General features: G+C 72.4%; 24 protein-coding genes and 1 tRNA gene. 10 read left to right on the top strand and 15 right to left on the bottom strand.

The annotated features are described in order from the left end of the window. Nucleotides 1-13: 13 nt before the first annotated feature. Complete coding sequence (aceE, locus tag ACIBCA_RS24810) at nucleotides 14-2764, bottom strand: pyruvate dehydrogenase (acetyl-transferring), homodimeric type (RefSeq protein WP_396285179.1); 2751 nt, start codon at nucleotides 2762-2764, stop codon at nucleotides 14-16. A gap of 517 nt (nucleotides 2765-3281) precedes the next feature. On the opposite strand from aceE, the gene ACIBCA_RS24805 reads away from it, so the two are divergent. The 5 genes from ACIBCA_RS24805 (at nucleotide 3282) to ACIBCA_RS24785 (ending at nucleotide 7286) form a co-directional block, all read left to right on the top strand. Next, nucleotides 3282-3719, top strand: a complete 438-nt coding sequence (locus ACIBCA_RS24805) for a DUF3052 domain-containing protein (RefSeq protein ID WP_031078347.1) — start codon at nucleotides 3282-3284, stop codon at nucleotides 3717-3719. A 298-nt stretch (nucleotides 3720-4017) separates the two neighbouring features. Next, complete coding sequence (locus ACIBCA_RS24800; protein ID WP_396285177.1) at nucleotides 4018-4476, top strand: peroxiredoxin; 459 nt, start codon at nucleotides 4018-4020, stop codon at nucleotides 4474-4476. Nucleotides 4477-4628: 152 nt separating this feature from the next. After that, nucleotides 4629-5204: a TerD family protein gene (locus tag ACIBCA_RS24795; protein ID WP_396285176.1), complete on the top strand. Its 576-nt coding sequence runs from the start codon at nucleotides 4629-4631 to the stop codon at nucleotides 5202-5204. Between the two features lie 235 nt (nucleotides 5205-5439). Then, nucleotides 5440-6018, top strand: coding sequence for a TerD family protein (locus tag ACIBCA_RS24790; RefSeq protein ID WP_396285174.1), 579 nt, complete (start codon nucleotides 5440-5442; stop codon nucleotides 6016-6018). Nucleotides 6019-6185: 167 nt separating this feature from the next. Further along, nucleotides 6186-7286 (top strand): DUF475 domain-containing protein, encoded by a 1101-nt coding sequence (locus tag ACIBCA_RS24785; RefSeq protein ID WP_396285172.1) that lies wholly within the window; start codon nucleotides 6186-6188, stop codon nucleotides 7284-7286. Between the two features lie 90 nt (nucleotides 7287-7376). On the opposite strand, the gene ACIBCA_RS24780 is transcribed toward ACIBCA_RS24785, so the two are convergent. Next, on the bottom strand, nucleotides 7377-8531 hold the full coding sequence (locus ACIBCA_RS24780; protein ID WP_396285170.1) for a DUF2637 domain-containing protein: 1155 nt from the start codon (nucleotides 8529-8531) through the stop codon (nucleotides 7377-7379). Nucleotides 8532-8911: 380 nt separating this feature from the next. On the opposite strand from ACIBCA_RS24780, the gene ACIBCA_RS24775 reads away from it, so the two are divergent. Continuing rightward, complete coding sequence (locus ACIBCA_RS24775) at nucleotides 8912-9658, top strand: Tellurium resistance (protein ID WP_396285169.1); 747 nt, start codon at nucleotides 8912-8914, stop codon at nucleotides 9656-9658. A gap of 46 nt (nucleotides 9659-9704) precedes the next feature. Here the strand turns inward: ACIBCA_RS24775 and ACIBCA_RS24770 are convergent, their stop codons facing one another. Then, nucleotides 9705-10895 (bottom strand): TerD family protein, encoded by a 1191-nt coding sequence (locus tag ACIBCA_RS24770; RefSeq protein WP_396285168.1) that lies wholly within the window; start codon nucleotides 10893-10895, stop codon nucleotides 9705-9707. Nucleotides 10896-11194: 299 nt separating this feature from the next. Here ACIBCA_RS24770 and ACIBCA_RS24765 point away from each other — a divergent pair, with 299 nt between their 5' ends. From ACIBCA_RS24765 to ACIBCA_RS24755, 3 genes are read left to right on the top strand one after another with little or no spacing between them, the layout of a single operon-like run. Further along, nucleotides 11195-12388, top strand: a complete 1194-nt coding sequence (locus ACIBCA_RS24765; protein ID WP_396285167.1) for an HpcH/HpaI aldolase/citrate lyase family protein — start codon at nucleotides 11195-11197, stop codon at nucleotides 12386-12388. A gap of 52 nt (nucleotides 12389-12440) precedes the next feature. Next, nucleotides 12441-15008: a phosphoribosyltransferase gene (locus ACIBCA_RS24760; RefSeq protein WP_396285166.1), complete on the top strand. Its 2568-nt coding sequence runs from the start codon at nucleotides 12441-12443 to the stop codon at nucleotides 15006-15008. Continuing rightward, the gene (locus ACIBCA_RS24755) at nucleotides 15008-15847 is read left to right on the top strand and encodes an HAD family hydrolase (RefSeq protein ID WP_396285165.1); all 840 of its coding nucleotides are present in this window, start codon (nucleotides 15008-15010) and stop codon (nucleotides 15845-15847) included. The genes ACIBCA_RS24760 and ACIBCA_RS24755 overlap by 1 nt, the downstream gene beginning before the upstream one ends. Here the strand turns inward: ACIBCA_RS24755 and ACIBCA_RS24750 are convergent. Next, nucleotides 15844-16056 carry a zinc ribbon domain-containing protein gene (locus ACIBCA_RS24750; protein WP_396285164.1) on the bottom strand — a complete coding sequence of 71 codons (213 nt, stop codon included), beginning with the start codon at nucleotides 16054-16056 and terminating at the stop codon, nucleotides 15844-15846. The genes ACIBCA_RS24755 and ACIBCA_RS24750 overlap by 4 nt on opposite strands. 75 nt (nucleotides 16057-16131) lie before the next feature. Further along, nucleotides 16132-17403: a hypothetical protein gene (locus tag ACIBCA_RS24745; RefSeq protein ID WP_396285163.1), complete on the bottom strand. Its 1272-nt coding sequence runs from the start codon at nucleotides 17401-17403 to the stop codon at nucleotides 16132-16134. 187 nt (nucleotides 17404-17590) lie between these two features. Here ACIBCA_RS24745 and ACIBCA_RS24740 point away from each other — a divergent pair. Next, nucleotides 17591-17662, top strand: a tRNA-Val gene (locus ACIBCA_RS24740). Between the two features lie 65 nt (nucleotides 17663-17727). Here the strand turns inward: ACIBCA_RS24740 and ACIBCA_RS24735 are convergent. The 10 genes from ACIBCA_RS24735 to ACIBCA_RS24690 form a co-directional block, all read right to left on the bottom strand. Next, the gene (locus tag ACIBCA_RS24735; protein WP_396285162.1) at nucleotides 17728-18903 is read right to left on the bottom strand and encodes a tyrosine-type recombinase/integrase; all 1176 of its coding nucleotides are present in this window, start codon (nucleotides 18901-18903) and stop codon (nucleotides 17728-17730) included. Then, nucleotides 18903-19121 carry an excisionase family DNA-binding protein gene (locus tag ACIBCA_RS24730; protein WP_396285161.1) on the bottom strand — a complete coding sequence of 73 codons (219 nt, stop codon included), beginning with the start codon at nucleotides 19119-19121 and terminating at the stop codon, nucleotides 18903-18905. Before ACIBCA_RS24730 ends, ACIBCA_RS24735 begins: the two co-directional genes overlap by 1 nt. After that, a complete protein-coding gene (repSA, locus tag ACIBCA_RS24725; protein ID WP_396285160.1) occupies nucleotides 19118-20539 on the bottom strand; it encodes a replication initiator protein RepSA in 1422 nt (473 codons plus the stop codon). The genes ACIBCA_RS24730 and repSA overlap by 4 nt, the downstream gene beginning before the upstream one ends. Next, nucleotides 20536-20733 (bottom strand): hypothetical protein, encoded by a 198-nt coding sequence (locus tag ACIBCA_RS24720; RefSeq protein WP_396285158.1) that lies wholly within the window; start codon nucleotides 20731-20733, stop codon nucleotides 20536-20538. The genes repSA and ACIBCA_RS24720 overlap by 4 nt, the downstream gene beginning before the upstream one ends. Nucleotides 20734-20823: 90 nt before the next feature. Beyond that, entirely contained in the window at nucleotides 20824-21366 is a 543-nt protein-coding gene (locus ACIBCA_RS24715) for a GGDEF domain-containing protein (RefSeq protein WP_396285157.1), read from the bottom strand. Between the two features lie 77 nt (nucleotides 21367-21443). Further along, complete coding sequence (locus ACIBCA_RS24710; RefSeq protein ID WP_396285155.1) at nucleotides 21444-21980, bottom strand: hypothetical protein; 537 nt, start codon at nucleotides 21978-21980, stop codon at nucleotides 21444-21446. Further along, a complete protein-coding gene (locus tag ACIBCA_RS24705) occupies nucleotides 21977-22180 on the bottom strand; it encodes a hypothetical protein (protein WP_396285154.1) in 204 nt (67 codons plus the stop codon). Before ACIBCA_RS24705 ends, ACIBCA_RS24710 begins: the two co-directional genes overlap by 4 nt. Nucleotides 22181-22195: 15 nt before the next feature. Next, the gene (locus tag ACIBCA_RS24700; protein WP_359834951.1) at nucleotides 22196-22387 is read right to left on the bottom strand and encodes a mobile element transfer protein; all 192 of its coding nucleotides are present in this window, start codon (nucleotides 22385-22387) and stop codon (nucleotides 22196-22198) included. 16 nt (nucleotides 22388-22403) lie between these two features. Next, a complete protein-coding gene (locus ACIBCA_RS24695) occupies nucleotides 22404-23102 on the bottom strand; it encodes a DUF2637 domain-containing protein (protein WP_396285152.1) in 699 nt (232 codons plus the stop codon). An 82-nt stretch (nucleotides 23103-23184) separates the two neighbouring features. Continuing rightward, nucleotides 23185-24576 carry an FtsK/SpoIIIE domain-containing protein gene (locus ACIBCA_RS24690; protein WP_396285151.1) on the bottom strand — a complete coding sequence of 464 codons (1392 nt, stop codon included), beginning with the start codon at nucleotides 24574-24576 and terminating at the stop codon, nucleotides 23185-23187.

Here is a 24576-nt window from a genome sequence, read left to right as displayed (position 1 = left end):
TCTCAGCCGGTGATCAGGCGTCGCCGCCGGCGGCGCCCGGGTCGGCCGCGGCCACGTCGAGCAGCTGGTAGCGGTCGATCGCGTCCTTCAGCGCCGAGCGGTCGATCTTGCCCTGCTTGGCGAGCTCGGTGAGCACCGCCAGCACGACCGACTGCGCGTCGATGTGGAAGAAGCGACGGGCCGCGCCACGGGTGTCGGCGAAGCCGAAGCCGTCGGCGCCCAGCGACTGGTACTGGCCCGGCACCCAGCGGGCGATCTGGTCCGGCACCGCGCGCATCCAGTCGGACACCGCGACGACCGGGCCCTCGGCGCCCTGGAGCTTCTGCGTGACGTACGGCACGCGCTGCTGCTCCTCGGGGTGCAGCAGGTTGAACTCCTCGGCCTCCACCGCGTCGCGGCGCAGCTCGTTCCAGGAGGTCGCGGACCAGACGTCGGCCTTGACGTTCCACTCCTCGGCGAGGATGCGCTGGGCCTCCAGGGCCCACGGCACGGCCACGCCGGAGGCGAGGATCTGGGCCGGGATCTGGCCGGCGGCGCCCGGGGCGTACTTGTGCAGGCCCTTGAGGATGCCCTCGACGTCCACGTTCTCGGGCTCGGCCGGCATCTTGATCGGCTCGTTGTAGACCGTCATGTAGTAGAAGACGTCCTCGCCGTTCGGGTGCTCGGCACTGGTGCCGTACATCCGGCGCAGACCGTCCTGGACGATGTGCGCGATCTCGAAGCCGTACGCCGGGTCGTACGCGACGACGCCGGGGTTGGTCGAGGCCAGCAGGTGCGAGTGGCCGTCGGCGTGCTGCAGGCCCTCACCGGTCAGGGTGGTGCGGCCGGCGGTGGCGCCGAGGACGAAGCCGCGGGCCAGCTGGTCGGCCATCTGCCAGAACTGGTCGCCGGTGCGCTGGAACCCGAACATCGAGTAGAAGACGTAGACCGGGATCAGCGGCTCGCCGTGGGTGGCGTAGGAGGAGCCGGCGGCGATCAGCGAGGCGGTGCAGCCGGCCTCGGAGATGCCGTCGTGCAGCATCTGGCCGGTCGGCGACTCCTTGTAGGCCAGGAGCAGGTCCCGGTCGACCGACTCGTAGGTCTGGCCCATCGGGTTGTAGATCTTCGCCGAGGGGAACAGCGAGTCCATGCCGAAGGTGCGGTACTCGTCGGGCGCGATCGGCACGAAGCGGTTGCCGATGCCCTTGTCCCGCATGAGGTCCTTGAGCAGCCGGACGAACGCCATGGTGGTGGCGATGGTCTGGTTGCCGGAGCCCTTCCTGACGGCCTTGTAGGCGTCCTCGCCCGGCAGCTCCAGCTTGCGCGGGCGCACCTTGCGGGTGGGCACGTAGCCGCCGAGCTCCTGCCGGCGGTCGTGCATGTACTGGATCTCCTCCGAGTCGCGACCCGGGTGGTAGTAGGGCGGGTAGCCCTCGTCCAGCTGCTTGTCGGTGATCGGCAGGTGCAGCCGGTCGCGGAAGCGCTTCAGGTCCTCGACCGTCAGCTTCTTCATCTGGTGGGTGGCGTTGCGGCCCTCGAAGTTGGGGCCCAGCGTCCAGCCCTTGACCGTCTGGGCGAGGATGACCGTCGGCTGGCCCTTGTGCTCGCGGGCGGCCTTGAACGCGGCGTAGACCTTCTTGTGGTCGTGGCCGCCGCGGCCCAGGTGCTGGATCTGCTGGTCGGTCATGTTCTCGACCATGGCGCGCAGGCGCAGGTCGCTGCCGAAGAAGTGCTCGCGGATGTAGTCACCGGTCTCGGTGGCGTACGTCTGGAACTGGCCGTCCGGCGTGGTGTTCATCTTGTTCACCAGGACGCCGTCGCGGTCCTGCGCGAGCAGCGGGTCCCAGCTGCGGTCCCAGATGAGCTTGATCACGTTCCAGCCGGCACCCCGGAACTGGGACTCCAGCTCCTGGATGATCTTGCCGTTGCCGCGGACCGGGCCGTCGAGGCGCTGCAGGTTGCAGTTGACGACGAAGGTCAGGTTGTCCAGGCCCTCACGCGCGGCCAGGGACAGCTGGCCGAGCGACTCCGGCTCGTCCATCTCGCCGTCGCCCAGGAAGGCGTACACGTGCGAGTCGGAGGTGTCCTTGATGCCGCGGTGCTCCAGGTAGCGGTTCATCCGGGCCTGGTAGATCGCGCCGAGGGGGCCGAGGCCCATCGAGACGGTCGGGAACTCCCAGAAGTCCGGCATGAGCCGCGGGTGCGGGTAGCTGGAGAGGCCGTACGGGGCCTTCGACTTCTCCTGGCGGAACGCGTCGAGCTGCTGCTCGGAGAGCCGGTCCAGCAGGAAGGCGCGGGCGTAGATGCCGGGGGAGGCGTGGCCCTGGAAGAAGATCTGGTCGCCGGACTCGCCCTCGGCGTCCTTGCCGCGGAAGAAGTAGTTGAAGCCCACGTCGTACAGCGACGCCGAGGACGCGAAGGTGGCGATGTGGCCACCGACGCCGATGCCCGGGCGCTGGGCCCGCGAGACCATGACGGCCGCGTTCCAGCGGGTCGCGTTCAGGATCTTGCGCTCGATCTCCTCGTTGCCGGGGAAGAACGGCTCGTCCTTGGTCGCGATGGTGTTGACGTAGTCGGTGCTGCGCATCTCGGGCACGGCGACACGCTTCTCGCGGGCGCGCTCGATCAGCCGCAGCATCAGGTAACGGGCACGCTCACGCCCCCGCTCGTCGATGGCCGCATCGAGCGACTCCAGCCATTCCGTGGTCTCCTCGGGATCGAAGTCCGGGACCTGACTCGGAAGGCCACCAATGATGATCGGGTTGCGATCGGTTCCGGAAGCCACGCTGTTCCTTCACTGTCGGTCGAAACTGAGGTGTGTCGCGCCGCCTCCATCGTGCTACCGCGCTCGGAGATCCGTCATCTCTACCGATCGGTAACCGTTCAGCCCTGTGGGGCGGGACGGTCTGGTGGTGTGCGGCGCCGGCTTCGTCAGCAGCGCCGCGCACCCCCGGGTGTTACGAACAGAGGTGGTCCGACCTGGTGTCCCGTTCACCCGATGGCGGGCGGCCGGGGTGAGGGCCAACAGGAGACTCTACGCCCGCGCACGCGCGGACCAGAATGCCGTTCGCATCTCGGGCATGCGTACGGCCTGCGGGCCGGGACCACCCGAAGCATCCTTGTCCCACGCAGAGAAGGGCAAATCGGTGTGATTCGCGACACGTCGACCGGCGTGTCCCCCTGTGACACGTCAACCTTTGGAGGGGATCGGGGGTCGGGTACTTGCGCGAACCGCCGCGCCCGTGTGGACTACGGCCACAGCCTCGGCGCCGACGCCGAGCCGAATACTGGAGGTTATTCCCGTGAGCGCGACCGCGGATCCCGCGGACAAGTCCAACCCGGCAACCCGTCTCGCCTTCGAAGAGGGCCAGATCGTTCAGGAGCTGGGGTACGACGACGATACTGACCAGGACCTCCGCCAAGGCATCGAGGAGCTCACCGGGACGGATCTCGTCGACGAGGACTACGACGACGTCGCCGACGCCGTCCTGCTGTGGCACCGCGACGACGACGGGGACCTCACCGACGCCCTCGTCGACGCGCTGGAGTACCTCGCGGAGGGCGGCCTGATCTGGCTGCTCACGCCGAAGACCGGCCGGGACGGACACATCGAGGCGTCCGACATCGCCGACGCGGCCAAGACCGCCGGCCTGTCGCAGACGAGCTCGATCGCCGTCGCCAAGGACTGGGCGGCCACCCGGCTCACGACCAAGTCGACCAAGCCGACCGGCAAGCGCTGACCCCGGCGATCGCCCCAGCGCAGAGCCCCGCACCGGGCCCCACCGGAGTCTCACCACTCCGGCGGGGCCCGGTGCCTTTTCGTACGCCTTCCCGTGAGCCGTGAGCCGTGAGCCGTGAGCCGTGTCCCGTGTCGCGGGGTTCGGCGCCGGTCGGCCGCGGGTTCGCCCAGGGCGAACGGGCTCGGCCGTCCGGGGGCGGCCGGTCATCCGTTCGGCCGAACGCAGGTCGGCGGATGCGAGGATGAGGCGCGTCGCGCTCCCCCCGCGCGGCCCGGTCGCTCCAGAAAGGCTCCCGCCCATGGCCATCGAGGTCGGCTCCCAGGCTCCGGACTTCGAGCTGAACGACCAGCACGGGGCGAGCGTGCGCCTCGCCGACCTCCGGGGCCGCAAGGCCGTCCTCCTGGTGTTCTACCCGTTCGCCTTCACCGGCGTCTGCACCGGCGAGCTGGGGGAGGTCCAGCGCGAGCTGGACGCCCTGCAGAACGAGGACGTGCAGGTGCTCGGGCTCTCCTGCGACTCCCAGTTCGCCCAGCGGGTCTTCGCCGACCGGGAGGGGCTGGGCTTCCCGCTGCTCGCCGACTTCTGGCCGCACGGCGCCGTCGCCCGCGCCTACGGCGTGCTGGACGAGGAGCGCGGCTGCCCGCTGCGCGGCAGCTTCGTGATCGACCGCGCCGGGACGGTGCGCTGGAGCGTCGTGAACGGCCTCCCGGACGCCCGGGACGTGCGGGACTACCTGAAGGCGCTCGCCGCCCTCTGAGACCCGCGCGGCCGGTTCCCGGGTGCGGGCGGGAACCGGGTACTACGCTCGGGCCGTTGGCGGAGTGGGGCGTACGTCCGATTTCGGGTGACGCCGCCCGGTACCGCACCACCCGGGGGCACCGATCGTGCCTCCCGAATCTTGGAGGGCACGTGGGAGTCAGCCTCAGCAAGGGCGGCAACGTCTCGCTCACGAAGGAGGCCCCGGGTCTCCAGGCCGTCCTCGTAGGCCTGGGCTGGGACGCCCGGACCACCACGGGGACGGACTTCGACCTGGACGCGAGCGCACTGCTCTGCAACGAGCACGGCAAGGTCGCCTCGGACGGCAACTTCGTCTTCTTCAACAACCTGAAGAGCCCGGACGGCTCGGTCGAGCACACCGGCGACAACCTCACCGGCGAGGGCGAGGGCGACGACGAGTCGATCAAGGTCAACCTGGTCGGCGTCCCCGCGGACGTCCACAAGATCGTCTTCCCGGTGTCGATCTACGACGCCGAGAGCCGCGGCCAGAGCTTCGGCCAGATCCGCAACGCCTACATCCGCGTGGTGAACCAGGCGAACAACGCCGAGCTGGCGCGCTACGACCTCTCGGAGGACGCCTCGACCGAGACCGCGATGGTCTTCGGCGAGCTGTACCGCAGCGGCGGCGAGTGGAAGTTCCGCGCGATCGGCCAGGGCTACGCCTCCGGCCTGCGCGGCATCGCCCAGGACTTCGGCGTGAACGTCTGACGAACCATCACGGATCACCCGGACGTCAGGACCCTTGGCGGGTAAGGGTTCGACGCACGACATCCCGGGACGGCCCCGGACCATCGCGGTCCGGGGCCGTTCCGCCTCCGGAGCACCCCGGTGCGCTGGGAGGATGTGAGTTCAGGAAGTTCAGTCGGCCGACACGGGCCGGCCGGGGCTGCGGGGGTTACACCTTTAGGGCGCCCCGGGAGAAGGAAAGGGAGGATGGACGGTCATGGTGGTCAAGCTCGCCAAGGGCGGCAACGTCTCGCTCAGCAAGGTCGCGCCGAACCTGACGCAGGTCCAGATCGGCCTCGGCTGGTCCGCCCGCAAGACCACGGGCGCCCCGTTCGACCTCGACGCCAGCGCGCTGATCTGCGGCGGGGGGCGGGTGCTCGGTGACGAGTACTTCGTCTTCTACAACAACCTGAAGAGCCCCGAGGGCTCGGTCGAGCACACCGGCGACAACCTCACCGGCGGCGACGAGACCGGCGACGACGAGCTGATCCTGGTCAACCTGGAGCTGGTGCCGCCGCAGGCGGACAAGATCGTCTTCCCGGTGTCGATCTACGAGGCCGAGGCGCGGGAACAGAGCTTCGGCCGGGTGCGCAACGCCTACATCCGGGTCGTCAACTCCGTCGACGGCCTGGAGGTCGCACGCTACGACCTGTCCGAGGACGCCTCCTCCGAGACCGCGATGATCTTCGGAGAGCTCTACCGCTACGCGGGCGAGTGGAAGTTCCGCGCGGTGGGCCAGGGGTACGCCTCGGGCCTGCGGGGGATCGCCCTGGACTTCGGCGTGAACGTGCAGTAGGGGCGAAAAGGGCGAAAATAGACTAGTCGCACTCACCTGATCACTCAACCGATCATGAGAACAGAGGGCGGTGCGGGGGTGACCTGACCGGGCCCGGCCCGGTCAGGCCGTCTCGGGGACGAGCGTTCACCCCGGCGCGGCCAGAACCCGAAAGGTAACCAAGTCCCGTGTTCCTCCGCACATTCGGCTGGTCGTTCGCGATCACCGCCATCGGACTGATCGCGGCCGGGCTGCTCTGGGGAGCCCAAGGCTTCGGCATCGTGCTGATCCTCTCCATCCTGGAGATCTCGCTCTCCTTCGACAACGCGGTGGTCAACGCCACGGTGTTGAAGCGGATGAACCCGTACTGGCAGAAGATCTTCCTGACCGTGGGCGTGCTCATCGCCGTGTTCGGCATGCGCCTGGTCTTCCCGCTGCTGGTCGTCGGCCTCACCGCGAAGCTCAGCCCGGCCACCGTCGTCGACCTCGCGCTGCACTCCGACAAGGTCCACAACGGCCACACCTACGGCCAGTACCTCGAGGCGGCCAACCCCGCCATCGCGGCCTTCGGCGGGGTCTTCCTGCTGATGATCTTCCTCGACTTCATCTTCGACGAGAAGGAGCACAACTGGCTGGGCTGGCTGGAGCGCCCGCTGGAGAAGGTCGGCAAGCTCGACGCCCTGTCCAGCGTCGTCGCCCTGGTCGCCCTGGTGCTCGCCTCCCGCTTCTTCGCCGGGGAGCACGCTGAAACCGTTCTGCTGGCCGGTGTGCTCGGCCTGATCACCTACCTCGCCGTCGGCGGGCTCTCCTCCATCTTCGAATCCGGCCTGGAGGAGGAGGCCGAGCGCGAGGAGGAGGCCGAGAAGTCCGGCAAGTCCGTCGTCCAGGTCGCCGGCAAGGCCGCGTTCTTCCTCTTCCTGTACCTGGAAGTCCTGGACGCCTCCTTCTCCTTCGACGGCGTCGTCGGCGCCTTCGCGGTCTCCAACGACATCTTCCAGATCACCCTGGGCCTCGGCATCGGCGCGATGTACATCCGCTCGCTGACCGTCTTCCTGGTCCGCAAGGGCACCCTCGACGACTACGTCTACCTCGAGCACGGCGCCCACTACGCGATCGGGGCGCTGGCCGTCATCCTGCTCGTCGGGATCAAGTTCCACATCCCGGAGATCGTCACCGGCCTGATCGGCGTCGCCTTCATCGGGCTGGCGCTCGGCTCCTCCGTCCTGCGCAACCGGCGAGCGCCGGCGGACGACGAGGACGCCGGCGAACTGGTCGGCAGCGGGCAGTAGTCACCGCCCCCGCCACAACGCCGAACGGCCGCCTCCGGAATCCTCCGGGGGCGGCCGTTCCGTGTGGTGACCGAGGGATCGGCCTCAGCCTCAGCCGAGCTGCTGCTCGATCGCGCGGAGCTTGCGCTCCAGCGAGTCCAGCTTCGGCATCGACAGGGTGTCGTCGTCGGCCGTCAGGTCGACCGTCGAGCCGCGCTGGGCCGAGGGGGACGAGGACAGCGAGGAGGACGAGGACAGCGAGGAGGACGAAGAAGCGGACGAGTACGTCGAGGACGAGGAGTACGTCGAGGACGAGTAGCCGGAGGAGTACGAGGACTCGACCGCGGCGCGCGGGCGGCGGCCGGCGTCCAGGGCGGAGGTGGTGGCGTCGGACTCCGCGGCTAGAGCAGGCTCCGTAGCGGTCTGGCCGTCCCCGGCCGCCGTCAGCGCGGGCAGCTGCCGCCCGCCGCGGGCCCGGGCCAGCACACCGCCCTGACGGGAGATCGCCTTCAGCTCGGCCCGCTCGCGGCGGTCGGCCGTACGGGCGCGGACCTTGGCGTCCATCTTCGCCTGACGCTCCTCGCGCACCTCCTCGACCGCCTCGTCCAGGCTGCGCACGTTCTCCAGCAGCATCAGCGACCAGGCCGCGTACGTCTCGCGGGGAGCGCGCAGCCAGCGCACGATGCGGATCTGCGGCAGCGGACGCGGCACCAGGCCCTGCTCGCGCAGGGCGGCCTTGCGGGTCTGCTTCAGGGCGCGGTCGAACAGTATGGCCGCCGAGATCGACATGCCGGAGAAGAACTGCGGGGCGCCGGCGTGGCCCAGGCCGCGGGGGGCGTGGACCCAGTTGAACCAGGCCGAGGCGATGGCGAACACCCAGACCAGCAGGCGGGATCCGAGGGCGGCGTCACCGTGGCTGGCCTCGCGCACGGCCAGGACCGAGCAGAACATCGCGGCGCCGTCCAGGCCGAACGGGACGAGGTACTCCCAGCCGTTGGACAGGCCCAGGTTCTCGATGCCGAAGCCCACCAGGCCGTGGAAGGACAGGGCGGCGGCGACACCGGCGCAGCAGAACAGCAGGGTGTACGAGGAGATGCCGTAGATCATCTCCTTGCGCCGCCTGCGCTCCTCGCTGCGCTCCCAGGAGTCGCCGCTCTCTTCCTTGTTCGTGTTCTTGAAGCGCAGCGTCGCTATGAGGATGGCGACGAACAGCAGGGCTGCGCCGCCGACGACGGTCCAGACCAGCTGTATGGAGGTCAGGTTCATTGCGGGTCGGGCCTCGGGTTTCGGCAGGGGACAGGAACACGGTGCGACGCACAGGCGGTCAGCTCGCGCCGAGCGAGAAGCACCTGACGGTTCGTTCGTCACCGCACGGCATGCCCGTGCGTCCGCGCAGGGGCGGACGGGACACCTGTGCGGCTAGACGATATCGCGTCCGAGGGGGCGGCATGTTACGGGAGGGCGGGTTCCTCCGGCCAATCGACCCGCCGGGAGCCCCGGGGAGCCGGGCGGGCGGCCCGGCGGTGAGCACGGGGCGGCTGCGCGGGGTAGGGGAGGGGAAACTTTGGGTATCCGACGGCGGGGCCGATGCCCGATCATGGTTCGGCGTACCGTCAGATCGCCTGACGGGAAGGGGAGGGGGCGGGATGGTCTCGATCTGGGAGTACCTGCGCGGGGAGAAGAGCTACGCCTTCGACAATCCGGACGGCCAGCACAAGGTCACGCTCACCCGGTCGTCCCCGCACCACGCGATCACTGGCTCGGCGGCCACCACCGGCTACCTCTACGTCAACCTGCACTGGACGACCCGGTCGGGGACGGTGCGGCCGAGCGCCCGGGACAGCGTCAAACGGCTCTTCAGCCCGCGCATCTTCAGCCCGCAGGATCCCGGCGGGGGGCAGGACGTCCAGCTCAACGTCGACCTCGACCTGGCGTGCATGTACGAACTCTCCGACGGCAGCCGGGGTGTGGTGCAGCCGCTCGGCGACTTCTTCGGGGACCTGCGCGAGCCGCCGTACATCAAGCTCAGCGGTGACGACCAGTACGGGGCGCCCTCCGGGGAGACGATGTACGTCAACCTGGAGAAGAAGGAGAAGTTCAAACGGCTGCTGATCTTCGTCTACATCTACGACGGGACGCCGGCCTTCGACCAGACGCAGGCGGTGATCACGATCGTGCCGCAGACCGGGCCGCGGATCGAGATCAAGCTCGACGAGCGGGCGCGAGCGGCGCGCTCCTGCGCGGTGGTGCTGATCGAGAACGCGGGGGACAACCAGCTGACGGTGCGGCGCGAGGTGCGGTACGTCAACGGGTTCCAGGCGGACATAGACCGGCTGTACGGCTTCGGGATGCAGTGGCAGCGCGGGTACAAGGAGCGGGGCGGGGCGGAGTGACGCGGCCCCGCCCGGCTGCCTGGCGGGGCTAGCGGGCCTAGCGGGGCTAGCGGGGCTGGAACTGCGGGCCCTGCGGGGGCAGGGCGAACTCCTCGACGGGCTGGGTGGCCGGGGGTGCGGGCGGCTGGGTTGGGGGCTGGACGGGCGGCTGGTGGCCGGTGCCGTGCGGCGGGTAGCCGTAGCCGCCGGTGTTCGGCTGCCCGTAGCCCGTGGCGGGCGGCTGGGGAGGGTACGGCTGGGCGGGGCCCGGGTAGCCGTAGCCGCCGCTGTTGGGGTGGCCGTAGTTCGTGGGCGCGGGTGCCGGGGGGTAGCCGTAGCCGCCGGGCGCCGGGGTGGGCGGCGGGGTCGGCGGGGCGGCCGGAGGCATGGTGGGCGGCGCCGACGGCGGGGGCGGGGCGATGGTGGGCGGCGGCGGGGTCGCGGGGCCGTTGGCCGGGGTGTTCTGGGGTGGGGTGTTCTGGGGCTGGGTGTTCTGCGGCGGGGTGTTCTGTGCCGGGGTGTTCTGTGCCGGGGTGTTCTGCGCCGGGCCGGGCGGGTTCGCCGCGGGCAGGCGGAAGGTGTCGGGGTCGGAGGTGCGGGGTGCGGGCACCGGGGTCGCGCGCGGGTCGACGGCGGCGGTCGGGGCGCTGTTCGTGGCGCCGTTCGTGACGCTGTTCGTGACGGGGGCGGGCTCGGCGGCGCGCGCCTCCTCGTCGTCCACGGTGATGCCGAAGTCGGTGGCCAGGCCGATCAGCCCGGAGGTGTAGCCCTGGCCGATCGCCCGGAACTTCCAGCCGCCGTCGCGCCGGTACAGCTCGCCCGCGACCAGCGCGGTGACGTTCTCGGCGTCGACGATCGCGAACTCCGCGACGGGCGGAGCGCCTTCACCGGCCCCGACGTCGAACAGCAGCAGGAACAGCCCGGGCACCGCGCGGAACGGCCCGCCCTCGGAGGAGCCGGCCAGCACCACGCGGTCCACGGTCGCGGGCAGCTTGGCGAGCTCGACCTCGACGGTGTCGGTGATCTCGGTGCCGCCGGCGGTGTGCTGCTTGGGCAGGTGGCGCACCAGACCGGAGGGGTGCCGGGGCTGGTTGTAGAAGACGAAGTCGGAGTCCGAGCGGACCCTGCCGTCCGTTCCGAGCAGCAGTGCGGAGGCGTCCACGTCCGGCGCACCGGGCAGGTCGCTCCAGCGCAGCACGGCGCGGACCGCCGCCGCCGGCAGTGCGATGTTGGCGCCCTTGGCCATCACGTGCGTCATAGCGGACCATCCTGCCCGTTCGCCACCCCTTCGGACAACGTGACCTGGGCGGTCGCCGGGGCTCCGGACTTTGCCAATTCTTGCGGTTCCGGAGGTTTGCCGGGCTGCCGCCCGTGATCGCCGCTGCCGGCCGGGCCCGGGACACGGGCAGGGCGGATGTTCCGGGAGTTCAGTGGGCCGAGCGGCGGAACGGCCGGAATCCGTCCGTACGATTGATGTTCGAGAGGGCCTCGAGGGCCGGCGGAGGGTCGTCGAGCCCGCCGGACACGCCCGATCCGTCCGATCCCGAGGAGGGCAGCATGCGTCATTTCGGCCATCTCGCCGAGGACGTCCGCGGGCGGCTCTTCCTGGAGCAGCCCGGGGTGTTCGACGCGGACAGCGAGCCGGCGGTGCTCGCCACCGCCCTCGGCGGCACCCTCTACAGCCCGGCCACCCGGCCCACCCTGGCCGCCGACGTCCGCAAACTGGCTGCTCGTGGCGTGGTCTCGATGGTGCTCTGTCTCGAGGACGCGATCGCCGACCACGAGGTGGGCGCGGGGGAGCGGAACCTGGTCGAGCAGCTTTCCGACCTGGTCAATGATTTCACCGATCACACACAGAGCCACCCCCTTCTCTTCATTCGAGTCCGTACGGCCTCCCAGATCATCGATCTCGCCGAGCGGCTCGGACCGGCCGTGGAACTGCTCAGCGGCTTCGTCCTGCCCAAGTTCACCGCCGACGGGGGCGGCGAGTACCTGGCCGCCCTCGCCGCCGCCGAAGCCTCCACCGGGCGGCGGCTGTTCGCCATGCCCGTCCTGGAGTCTCCCGAGCTCGCCCACCTGGAGACCAGGCGCGGGCAGCTCCACGGCATCGCCGGGCTGCTCGCCGGGCACCGGGAGCGCGTCCTCGCCGTGCGGCTCGGCGTCACCGACCTGTGCTCCGCGTACGGGCTGCGCCGCTCGCCCGACCTCACCGCGTACGACGTGGCGCTGGTCGCGGGCGTCATCGGGGACGTGGTCAACGTGCTCGGGCGCGCCGACGGCACCGGGTACACGGTGACCGGGCCGGTCTGGGAGTACTTCCCGGTGCAGGAACGGATGTTCAAGCCGCAGCTGCGGCGCACGCCCTTCGCCTCCTCCGGGGGCACGGCGGCGGCCAGCGGCGAGGAGGTGCGGCGGCGGATCATCGCCCACGACCTGGACGGGCTGATCCGGGAGGTCGAACTCGACCGCGCCAACGGGCTGCTGGGCAAGACCTGCATCCACCCCAGCCACGTGCCCGCCGTGCACGCGCTCTCCGTCGTCACGCACGAGGAGTACTGCGACGCCCAGGACATCCTGCGTGCCGAGCGGGACGGGGGCGGGGTGCTGCGGTCGGCGTACACGAACAAGATGAACGAGGCGCGGCCGCACCGGGCCTGGGCGGAGCGGGTGCTGCTGCGGGCGCGGGTGTTCGGGGTGGCGCGCGAGGACGTGAGCTTCGCGGAGCTGCTGTCGGCCTGCCTGTGCGGGTGAGGGAGTCGTGGGTGGGTTCGTTGTACGGGAACGATCGAAGGCAGGGCCGGTAATGGCGATCGCAGAGTGGATCGAGGCAGAGCGGATCGAGGCGGAGCGGATCGACGCAGAGTGGATCGAGGGGGAGTGGATCGAGGCGGAGCAGACGTGGAGCGGCCGTTGGGTCGCCGACCGGGTGGGGATCCGGCTGGACGGCTCGGAGCGGCTGCCCGGGCTCGTGGGCCTGGCCCTGCGGTCCGGCAATCCCCGGCGGGCCCACCTGCTGGTCTCCACCGTCCTCGGCAAGCACGTTCCGCAGCGGCCCGCCGTGGTGCACGGTGTAGGGGTGGAACTCGGGCGGAGGGTACGGGAGTTGCTCGGCGCGGAGGCGGAGGGCGCCGTCGTGCTCGGCTATGCGGAGACGGCCACGGGCCTCGGCCACAGCGTCGCGGACGGCCTCGGTGCGCCGTACCTGCACTCCACCCGGCGGCCGGTGCCGGGGGTGGTCCCGGTCGGGGGCTTCGAGGAGGAGCACTCGCACGCCACCTCCCATCTGCTGCTGCCCTCGGATCCTGAATTCCTGGGTGGTGAAGGCCCGTTGGTGCTCGTCGACGACGAGTTCTCCACCGGGCAGACCATCCTCAACACCATCCGCGAGTTGCACGCCCTCCACCCGCGCTCCCGGTACGTCGTCGTCGCCCTGGTAGACCTGCGCTCCGCCGCCGACCGCCGTCGCCTGGAGGAGGCCGCCGCCGAACTCGGCGTCCGGATCGACCTGGTGGCCACCGCCTTCGGCTCCGTCCGGCTGCCCGAGGACGTGATCTCCCGCGCCGAGCAGCTGATCGCCGAGGCCGGGGAGCCCGCCCCGCTGCCGGAGGCCCCGCCCGCGCCGCTGGTCCGGGTCGAGCTCGACTGGCCCGCCGGGCTGCCGGACGGCGGGCGGCACGGGTTCACCGGGGAGGACCGGGCCCGGCTGGAGGCCGTACTGCCCTCTTTGGCGGGGAAGTTGGCGCCGGAGCTGCCCGTTGATGCGGGCCGGGTGCTGGTGCTCGGCTGCGAGGAGCTGATGTACGCGCCGCTGCGGCTGGCCGGGGCGCTCGACGACCTGCTCGGCGGCGACCGCGTCCGCTGCTCCACCACCACCCGCTCGCCCGTCCTCGCCGTCGACGAGCCCGGCTACGCCATCCGTACCCGGCTGGCGTTTCCGGCCCACGACGACGCGGCCCACGGCGACGCGGCCGGCGGCGTCTCGACCGGCGGCGACCCGGCCGGCGGCGTCTCGCGCGAGCGTTACGCCTACAACGTCGCCCCCGGCGCCGACCCGGCGCGGCGCTTCGACGCCGTGGTGCTGGTCGTCGACGACGTCGCCGACACCCCCGCGCTGCACGAGGGGGAGCGGGCGCTGCTGAACCAGCTGAGGCTCGTCACCGACCGGGTGGTGCTCGCCGTGCTGCCCTCGTACAAGCCCGAGCCGCTGCCCGTTTCCCCGTCCGAGCCCCTTCCCGAGCCGCTTCCCGAACCGCTGTACGGGCCGGAGTTCTCCTCCTACCCGAAGGAGGACGTGGCCTGGCTGCTCAAGGACCTCTCCGGGGTCGCGCTGGAGGCCCCGACCGAGGAGCGCGAGGAGGCCGTGCAGAACGGCGGCGCGCACTACGCCGAGTCCCTGCCGGTCGAGTACCAGCCCAGCCCCGAGTACCAGGAGCTGTTCCGGCAGGCGCTCGACGGCTCCGCCCGGCGGATCGCGCTCGCCGTCGGCACCGTCGCCGAGACCCTGCTGCGCGAGCGCGGGCCCGGCCTCGTGCTCGCCTCGCTGGCCCGGGCCGGCACGCCGGTCGGCGTCCTGATCCGCCGCTGGCTCGCCTTCGCCCACGGCCTCGACGTGCCGCACTACGCGCTGTCCATCGTGCGCGGACGCGGCATCGACCCGGTCGCGCTGCGCTACCTCGCCGCCCACCACCGGCCCGGGGACGTGGTGTTCGTCGACGGCTGGACGGGCAAGGGCGCCATCACCCGCGAACTCGCCGAGGCGCTCGTGGGCACGGGCTTCGACCCCGCCCTCGCGGTGCTCGCCGACCCGGGGCGCTGCGTGCGCACCTACGGCACCCGGGACGACTTCCTGATCCCCTCCGCCTGCCTCAACTCCACGGTCTCCGGCCTGGTTTCGCGCACGGTGCTGCGGGCCGGGCTGATCGGGCCGGGGGACTTCCACGGCGCCAAGCACTACCGGGAGCTGGCCTCCGCCGACGTGTCCGGGGAGTTCCTGGAGGCCGTCGAGGGATGGTTCGGCTCGGTCCGCCCGTCGGTGCGCGAGGGCGCCGAGCGGCTGGCCGCCGACCCGGACCGCACGCCGGACTGGGCCGGCTGGGCCGCCGTCGAGCGGATCAGCGCCGCGTACGGCATCGACGACGTCAACCTGGTCAAGCCCGGCGTCGGCGAGACCACCCGGGTGCTGCTGCGCCGCGTCCCCTGGCGGGTGCTGGCCCGCCGGGGCGTCGGGGCGGACCTCGACCATGTGCGGCTGCTCGCCGGGCAGCGCGGCGTCCAGGTCGAGGAGGTCGACGAACTCCCGTACTCCTGCGTGGGGTTGATCCACCCCCGGTACAACCGTGGGGCCACCGGTGCGAACGGAAGGGCCGTCTGATGGGTGCCGTGCTGGTCGCGAGCGACCTCGACCGGACGCTGATCTACTCCGAGCGGGCGCTCGAACTGGACGTCCCCGACGAGGCGGCGCCCCGGCTGCTGTGCGTCGAGACGTACGGGGGCCGCCCGCTGTCCTACCTCACCGAGCACGCGGCCGCCCTGCTCGTCGAACTCGCCGAGTACGCCTGCTTCGTGCCCGCCACCACCCGGACCGTCGAGCAGTACCGGCGCGTCAACCTGCCCGGACCGCAGCCCCGTTGGGCGATCTGCGCGAACGGCGGGCAGCTGCTGGCGGACGGCCTGCCGGACGCCGACTGGCGGCGGGAGATCACCGGACGCATCGCCGAGGGCGCGGCCCCGCTCGCCGAGGTGCTCGCCCACCTGGAACACCACGCCGACCCGGGCTGGACGCTCAAGCGGCGCATCGCCGACGACTCCTTCGCCTACCTGGTCGTCGACCGCGCCGCGCTGCCCGGCGACTGGCTGGCCGACCTGACCGGCTGGTGCGCCGAACGCGGCTGGCGGGTCTCCCTCCAAGGCCGCAAGGTGTACGCCGTGCCGGAGCCGCTCAGCAAGAGCGCCGCGCTCGCCGAGGTCGTCCGGCGCAGCGGCGCCGGCACCGTGCTCGCCGCCGGGGACTCCCTGCTCGACGCCGACCTGCTGCTCGCCGCCCACACGGCCTGGCGGCCGGGGCACGGCGAGCTGGCGGACCGGGGCTGGACGGCCCCCGGCGTCACCGGGCTGGCGCAGGTGGGGGTGACGGCGGGGGAGGAGATCGTCCGGCGCTTCCTGGCGGCGGCGGTGGGCGCTGTCGCGCCTTCGGCCCCGGACAGGGCCTAGCTGCAGCAGCCGCCTCCGCAGCAGCCACCGCCGCCGGACGGGGCCTGCGGGGCGGCCGTGGCGGCGCCGGTGACGGCGACGGTGGAGAGCAGCTTCACCGTGTCCTCGTGGCCCTGCGGGCAGACGGCAGGGTCACCGGCCTGGGACATCGGGCGGCGCAGTTCGAAGGTGGCTCCGCAGGAGCGGCAGCGGAAGTCGTAGCGAGGCATACCGGCAGGGTACCGAGCCCGGCCCGCCGGCGGCGGCCAGTGGTGGTGGCCAGTAGTGGTGGCTAGTAGTGGCGGCTAGTAGTGGTGGCCGCCCATGTCCTCGCGGATCATGTCGACCACCCGTGCCGCCGTGTCCCGTACGGCCGCCAGCTCCGTCAGGAAGTGCCAGTAGTCCGGGTGCCGCCCGGCGGCCTCCAGGGCGGCCACCGCGCGGTCCAGCCGGCCCACCGCCTCGTCCAGCGGGCCCGCGTGGCGCGGGTCCGGCGAGGTGCGGCCGGCCATCGCCAGGCGCTGCGCGTCCCGGAGGGCGAAGCGGGTCCGCTCCACCTCGCGGGCGGGATCGTGCTGCACCTCGTTGAGCAGGCGCAGCCGGTCGGTCACCGAGAGCACCGAGCCGTCCGCCGTCTCCAGCAGCGCCCGGACGGTGCCGATCGCGGCGGTGGCGTCCGCCCAGCGCTGCTCGTCCCGGGCGCGGGCCGCCTCGGCCAGCTTGCGCTCGGCCGCGCGGCCCGACTCCGCGACCTGCTCCGGCACGTGCTGGAGGTCCTGCCAGCAGGCGGTGCTGAAGCGGCGGCGCAGCTCGCTCAGCGCCGGTGCGACGGAGGACGCCTTCGTCTCCAGGGCCTGGATACGGGTACGCAGACTGGCCACCCGTCGATCCAACTCATGAGCCCTCTCCGGCAGTTGGGCGGCATCGGAGGCGATGGCCTCGGCCCGCTGCCGCACCTCCTCGGCCCGCCGCAGCGTCGCCGCCACCCCGTGCCGGGCGGCGCCCTCGTTCAGCCGTCCGAGCTCCGGCGCCAGCTCGGCAAGCCGGGCCGCCAGGTCGTCCGCCCGCAGGCCCGCGCCGCGCACCGCGTCCAGGGCGTTGCTCGCGGCCAGCAGCGCGCGCTTGGCCTGCTCCACCGCCGGGGTCACCCGCACCAGCTGCTGCTCGGCGTGCTCCACCATCGGCTGGAGGCGGCGCAGGTAGTCGCCCAGCTCGGCACGGGCCGACCCGAGCTGGCCCCGGACGTCCTCCAGCATCCGCTTGGCCCGCGCCGCCGACGCGGCGTCCAGGGTCTCGCTGTCCAGGTTGAACGCGTCCAGGGCGCCCAGGTAGTTCACGGTGACCTGCTCGACCCGCCCGGAGATCGCCGGCAGCTCCGCCAGCGCCCGCTGCGCGGCCGGCCCCTCCTCGGCCGCGCGGACCGTCTCCACGGCCAGCTGCAGCTCCCGCTGGGTCTCCTCCAGCTCGAAGAACGCCTCCTGCGCCGCGGCCCGGGCCTCCTTCGCCTCCGCCCGCGCGCCCTCCCCGCCACGCCGCCCCCACCAGCCGCCGCCACTGCCCGTCGACGCCGCCGCCACTGCGCGCTCCCTGCTCCGTGCTCCGTCCGCTGATCCGGCCATTCTCCCCGATCCCCCCACCCCCAATCACCCACCCCCGCCCCACCCCCGCCCTGCCTCCCGTCCCACTCCCCGACCACCCGCACGCACCACCCCCGCGAACCAGGTACCCTAGACGCTCGTCGTGCGCCCACCGGCCCACGACGGGGGGCGCGTAGCTCAGCGGTAGAGCGCTGCTCTTACAAAGCAGATGTCGGCGGTTCGAAACCGTCCGCGCCCACATTAGAGAAGGGCCAGTTCGGAGGAGTGATCCTCACGAACTGGCCCTTGATCGTTCCCGGGGGCTCAGTCTGGCTGTGCCACCGGCGTGCCAGATGCTCCCGCCTCCGGTGGCGGGTCCTGCCGGCCGAGCGCCTTCCGGACGGCCTCACCCATACGGTCGGCGATGGCGCGGTCCCGGTCGCTGGTCATGTGCTGGTAGATCAGTGCGGCCCGAGTGCTGCTGTGGCCCATCCTGGTCATTAGCTCCCGGGTGCTGGCCCCGTTCTGCGAGGCGAGGGTGTTCCCGGTGTGTCGGAGGTCGTGGAAGTGGGCATCTTCACTCACCCCGGCGGCGGTGCGGGCCCGGATCCAGTCGTCCCGGAAGTTGCTCCGGCGGAGCTTTCCACCGCGCGGCCCGATGAACAGGTGCCCGTCCGGGCCGGGGCCGGCGAAGTGGTCGAGGTGATTCGCCAGGTCGGCCACGATCTCGGCAGGGAAGGCCACCGGCCGGAAGCCCGCGCGGCTCTTCGGCGCCTTGTCGTACAGCCGCCCGGTGTTCAGCTCCGCCTGGTTGCGCTGCACCCGGACGAACCGGCCCTCCAGATCGACGTGCCTACGGCGGAGTGCGGCCAGCTCACCGAAGCGCAGCGTAGTGAACGCGGTCAGCAGGACCAGGGCCCGCCAGCGAGGGCCGATCGCCTCGGCCACGGCGAATACCTCGGGAACGGAGAGGACGGGACGCTCCGGGACGTCGTACGTGTCGGCGCCCTTGATCCGACACGGGTTGCGCTGGATCAGCTCGTCGTCCACGGCGGTGTTCATGATGGCGCGCAGCAGTTGGTACGCCTTGACCACCGAGGGCTCGCCGGCCCCGTCGCCCAGAAGCCCCGACCGCCAGGAGCGGACCCGCGCCGGAGTGATCTCGGAGAGCGTTCGGTGTCCCAGGCCGGGCTGGATGTACTTGTGGAGCGTGATGGCGTACCGCTCCCGGGTGCTCTCCTCCAGCTTCCGGTCTCGGAGCCAGGTCGAGGCGAAGTCGCCGAGCTTCACCTTCCCGGCGTCCGGGTCGGTCCACTTGTCCCGCTTGATGTCGGCCTCGATGAGCGTGAGCGCCACCTCAGCGTCCGTCTTGGTCGGGTAGGTCTCCTCACCCTTGCGCGTCAACCCGGTGACCGGGTCCGGGTAACGGATCTGCCAGCGGCCGGAGCGGAGTTGGCGGATGGAGCCGAAGCGGCGGCGGTTGCCCTTGGAATTGGCCATCAGGCGGCCCTCCGCAGCCGACGGGCCCGGGTGGCCGGTTGGACGGTGCGCTCGGCGATGTACTCGGTGAGGGCGGCCTCCGGGATGCGGACGTGGCGGCCGACCTTGACGAAGGTGATCCGGCGCTCGGCGACCAGGCGGCGGGGGAAACGCTCACCGCTGGTTTCCCAGGTGCCGAGGCGTTCGGCGACCTGCCTGACGGTCAGTAGACGGTTCATGTGTTCTCCCCCTCTTCCTGCGCGAGTTTGGCGCGCAGCTCCTGGCGGTCGGTGGTGTGGCGGTCGTGCAGCTCGCGGGCGATGGCGGCGGCGAGCATGGACTCGCCGGGGGTGTTGCCGGATCCGGCGTACGTCCAGTGGGCGACGACGAGGGTTTCGGCGTCGGCCAGGTCGTCGAGGTCGGGGAGGCCGGCAGCGAGCAGGCGCTCGCGCAGTTCCTGGCGGGCCTGTTCGGCGCGGTGGTCGGCGCGGACCTGGCGCAGGGCGCCGAGGGTGGTCGAGTAGGTGGGCGACTTGGAGGAGAAATGGCCGCGGAAGCCGAGCATGTGGGACCAGTGGGCGAGGAGCCGGTCCGGGTAGTGCGGGTCGAGGTCCCAGCAGGCTTCGATCAGGCGGCGGGTGTGGTCCGGCAGGTCGTGGCGGTCGAGTTCGTGGCGCTCCAGGATGCGGCGGTCCACGGATTCGGTGGTCTCGGCGGACTTGGTGGCGTACTTGGCGACGTAGGAGGCCACCGCCTGTTCCGAGATCTCGCCGGAGCCGAAGGCTCCGATCGGGCGGACGTCGACCTGGGTGCCCCATTGGAGGACGCGGACGGGTTGGTCGCCGGCGGCGGCCACGGGGACTCCGGCACGGCGGGCGGCCTCCCGGATGGCGGCATCCAGGAGGGCGACGGTCGCCCAGTCGGGTGGGGGTGTGCCGGGCCCTTTGGGGCCGTCGATCCGGATGACGGCGTGGAAGTGGACGGCGCCGCGGCGCTGGTACTCGGCGACCTTGCCGAAGGCGATCTTCGCTTCCTCCTTGAACTCGTACTGGTAGAGCCCGGCCATCTTCGCCATGGTGCGAAACAGGTAGATGGTGAAGCGCCGCCACAGGTCGGGGGCGTGGTTGTTCCACAGCACGGCGTGCGCGTAGTCGTACGTCTCCGGGGCCAGCGGGGTGCCGAGGACGGCGGCGCCGGCGGGGTGGGTGAGGCCGCAGCGGCAGGCCCCGAAGTTGGGCCGGTTGTGGACCGGGCCGAAGGACGGGGCGGTGAGGGTGGCGAAGACGCGGGGGTGCTCGCGAACCGTGTCCGGGACGCCCTTGGTCTGGTCGCCGGCGAGTCCGGCGCGGATGAGGTGGAAGGTGTCGGCGGAGTAGGTGCGGGCGCACGAGGGGCAGCGGGAGGCGCGGCGGTTGCCGCAGGCGACCTTGAGTCGTTGGCCGGGTTCGTGATCGGTGGAGTAGCGGTGCCACACGGCGCCGGTCGGGCCGTGGGTGAGGGTGCGGAAGCCCTTGAGGTGGATGGGGTTGGCGCAGCCGCCGGTGCGGCGGATCTGCTCGTTCAGCTGGGGCAGGTCGCCCCGGGCGGCGAGCCTGGCGAGATCGGCCAGAGCGATTCCGTCCGGGGCGGCCTGGGTGGTCGCGGGCAAGCGAGTCACCTCCAGAGCTGGGCCGGGGCGGCGGCGGGCGCGGCACGGCGGGTGACGCTCCCGGTGCCGTGGCAGGTGCGGCAGGCGGCGTGGAGGGTGGCGCGGGTGCCGTCCGGGAGGCGGGCGCCGGTGGCGATGGCGGCGCGGGCGAAGCCGTCGCAGTCGGGGCAGATCCGGGCCGCGGGGGCGGGGTGCTGGGGCATGATGGTGGTCTCCTTCGTGGCCTTCGGTTCGGGAGGGTTGCGGCTCCGGGGCGGTGGGATGCTTGGCGGCTTTTGCCGCCCCGGAGTCGGTCAGCGGCGGCGCGCGGTACGGCCGTCGGGCTTGCGGGCGTACATGTCGCGGTCAGCGGCGGACAGCGCTTCGGTGAGCAGGAGCGCGGCCGGGTGCGAGGCGCCGACGGAGGCCCCGACCGGGAGCAGGGCGCCGGCGAACGGGACCGGTTCGCGCAGCGCGGCGCGCAGGTCGTCCAGGCGGTGGACGGAGTCGAGGACGACGGCGGCGAACTCGTCCCCGCCGAGGCGGGCGGCCAGGCCGTGGGAGCCGCACCAGCGGGTGAGCCGGTCGGCGGTGGCGGCGAGGACGGCGTCCCCGGCGGCGTGGCCGTGGTTGTCGTTGACCGCCTTGAAGTCGTCCAGGTCGACCAGGAGGACGGTCACGTGCTCGGCGTGCGAGCGGATCAGCCGTTCGGCGCGGGCGGTGAAGCCGTCGCGGGTGAGCAGGCCGGTCAGCGGGTCGCGGCGGGCGTGGGCGAGTCGGCGGTGGAGCCAGGTGCCGTGGGCGCCCCAGCCGACGAGCGGGACGCCGGCGAGGGCGAGGATCGGGGCGAGGTCCATGTGCGGGTCCTTTCGGTACGGGTTGCGGGCCCCGGGGCGGTGGGATGCTTGGCGGCTTTGGCCGCCCCGGGGGCCGGTCAGAGGCCGAGGGACTGTGCGCGGGCGGCGGCCCGGTCGAGCAGGTGGTGGACGTCCGCCTGGCGGGTCGTGGGGCGGTCGTTGTACTGGTCGGGCGAGCTGACCGGTCGTCCGGTGGCGTGCAGGACTTCCATGACCTGGGTACGGGCCCAGGCGACGGTGTCCGGGGTGCCGTAGCCGTGGACGAGGACGGCAGCCTGGGCGCCGAGGAGGCAGACCCGGCCGGCGGAGTCCCACATGGCGCCCTGGAGCCAGCCGAACGCGTAGATGTAGCGGGAGGCGAGCCTCAGGTGGTCGGCGACCGTCACCGGGACGGGACGGGCGGGGCGGTGGACCAGGCGGTCCAGCAGGGTCGGCCGGGGCGCGGGGTAGCCGGCGTTCCAGGGCCGGACGGTGGAGCCGAGGGGGCACACGTACGGGAGGTCCGGGCGTGCGGTGGCGGGAAGGCCGGCCAGATAGCGCTCGATCTCGGCGACCAGGGCGGCGCCCTCGGGGGTCAGGGCGAGGGAGCGGGGCAGCAGGAGGGCGGCGGTCACGGCCGGCCCTGCTGGGTGTCGTTGACGACCTGGACGCCGGTGCGGGTGGTGCCGTCGATGAGCGGGGCGACGAAGGTGTCGGCGAGGTAGAAGCCGAAGAGGCCGATCACGACGGCGACCCAGAGCCGGACGCCGAGGAAGCGGATCGCGGCCCAGGCGGCGACGCCGAGGACGAGGACCAGGGGCAGGGTGAGAGTCATGGCGGTGCGTTCCTGTCAGCGGACGGTGCAGCGGTGGGTGCGGGCGGCGATCTCGGCGGCGGCGCGCGAGTCGAACTCGGCGGAGAATCCGCAGCGCGGGGCGGTGCAGACAGCGGAGTGCTTCTCGCGGCCCCGGCCGTCGTAGAAGGTGGCGACGTGGACCGGGCCGATGCGGATCACGTTGCGGGGGCGGATCGGGCGGGGCATGCGGGCCTCCTGGCGGTCAGGTGAGCTGGGCGGCGATGGCGGCGGCGAACTGCGGCGGGACACCGAGCCGGGCGCGCAGGGTGTCCGTGTCGATCGGCTCGCCGGTACGGGCGCGGTGGTCGTCGGCGACCTTGCGGGCGTGCTCGACCAGCGCGGCGGGCAGAGCGGGGGAGGGCGGGGCAGCGGCGGGCGCGGGTTCCGGGGCCGGTGCGGGCAGGAGACTGGGCAGCTCCTCGGCGACCGGCAGCGGCTCCGGTGCGGGCGCCGGTTCGGGCTCCGGCACGGCGGCCGGCTGCCCGTAGACGGGCGGTTCGTCGTCGAGGACGGGCGGGGCGGTGGCGGTCTCCCGGCTGCTGTGGGCGAGCAGGGTGCCGCCGAAGAACGCCAGGGCGGGCCACCCGGCGACGAGGATCCGCAGCCAGGTCGGGACGTGGTCCAGGTCGAGCAATCCGGCGGTGGCCACGTTCGCTCCGAGCGAGGCGGCCAGGGCGATGGCGAACCACGTCCAGGCGGCCCGGGCGGATTCGCCGGCGGCGCGGAGCATCCGCATGCGGCGCCAGGCGGCGACCAGTAGCAGGTCGACGGAGACCGGGTAGGCCCACGCCTTCCACCCGTACTGGCCGGCCGCTGCGGCCAGGTCGTGCAGGTGGGCGAAGGACAGGGCGCCGGCGATGGCGGCTTGGATCAGTACGGCGTCGGGGCGGGGCGGACGCATCGTCGGTCCCTTCCGGGAGTTGGGCAGGGAGGGGTAGGGACGTGGCGCGGGAGACGGTCGCGCCGACCGGGGGAGGGGGTGGCTACTCGGCGGCCGGGGCCGGAGCGAAGCGCGGCGGCGACGCGGGCATCGGCGGGACGGCCGGGAGCGGCGCGACCACGGGCCGGAAGCGCTCCAGGCCCGGCAGTGCGGGCGTGAGGTGCGCGGTGCTGCGGCAGATATCGGCGGCGCGGGCGAGAGAGAGGTGTGGCGTACGGATGCGGGACCAGCCACCGGAGGAGTCCCCGGCGACCGCGACACCGGGCATGTCCGGCGCGATCTGGGTGGCGGCCAGCACCGCCTCCGGGGAGACGTCCCCGAGACCCATCTCGGCCGTGGGGCGGTCGTTGACCCGGTGGACCACGCGGCCCGACAACTGGGCACGGAGCATGGTGGCGCCCTTCCCCAGCTCCGAGCCGAAGCGCTGACCGCACGCTTCCACGAACATCCCCGCCCCCCGGCCCAGTTGAGCCAGCCGGATGAGCTGGGTGACCATGTGGTCGCGCCGTTCCTCGTCCTTGCGGGTGGAGACCAGGAACAGCTCCGCCACCTCGTCGACGAGCAGGATCACCGGCACCGGCCGCAGCTTCGCCGGCAGTCCCCAGATATCCGAAGTGATCTCATGCGAGGCCACCGGCCCGGCCAGGCCCTGGTGGTGGCGGAGCAGGTCGTAACGCTCCTCCATCATCTCCACCAGCGCATCCAGCAGATCGCCGGCGGACTGCGGGTCGGTGGCCAGCGCCGACAGCCGCGGGGCGAACGGCGCCTGCTCGACGCCCCGCTTGCAGTCGATCCCGACCAACGCCACGTCCAACTTGGCGAGTTCGCTGACGAGGTTGCGGATGTAGACGGACTTGCCGGACAGCGTGGCGCCCAGGGTGAGCGCGTGCGGGATGGCGCGGTAGTCGCGGACGAAGGCCGTCCCGTCCTCCCGCATCGCCACTGGCACGACCAGGTCCCCGGCCGGCCGACGGCGCGGCATCCGCACCCGCCGAAGTACGTCGAACCCGGTCATCCGCAGCTCCACCACTCCGGGCCCGATCACGCTCACGTGCACGCCGTGGACACCCCAGGCGTGGCGCAGGCGTTCCGCCGAGGCGGCCACGTCGGCCGGCTCCTGGCCCGGCGCCAGGCGGAGACGAAGCCGCAGCCCGGTCGTCGTCGGCCGCACCCGGCGGATGCGCGGCGGAACCGGCCGAACCTCTCGGCGCGTCGTCGCCCGGGTGACCAGCACCCGCAGCCGAGACGGTGGCACGGTCAGCCCGCAGGCGTCCATGGTGCTGCCGTACGTGGCCGACACCCGAACCGCCGTGACCGGCAGGCCGATCGTCGACCAGTACAGCGCCGGCGCCTTGGCCCGGGCGAACGCGGCACCACCAGCGGCAGCGGTGACCGGCAGCGCCAGCTCGGTGAGGACCTGCACCCCCGACGACAC

The sequence above is a fragment of the Kitasatospora sp. NPDC051170 genome, from assembly GCF_044455705.1.
Lineage (GTDB): Bacteria > Actinomycetota > Actinomycetes > Streptomycetales > Streptomycetaceae > Kitasatospora.
This window is presented reverse-complemented; position numbering and strand designations above follow the sequence as displayed.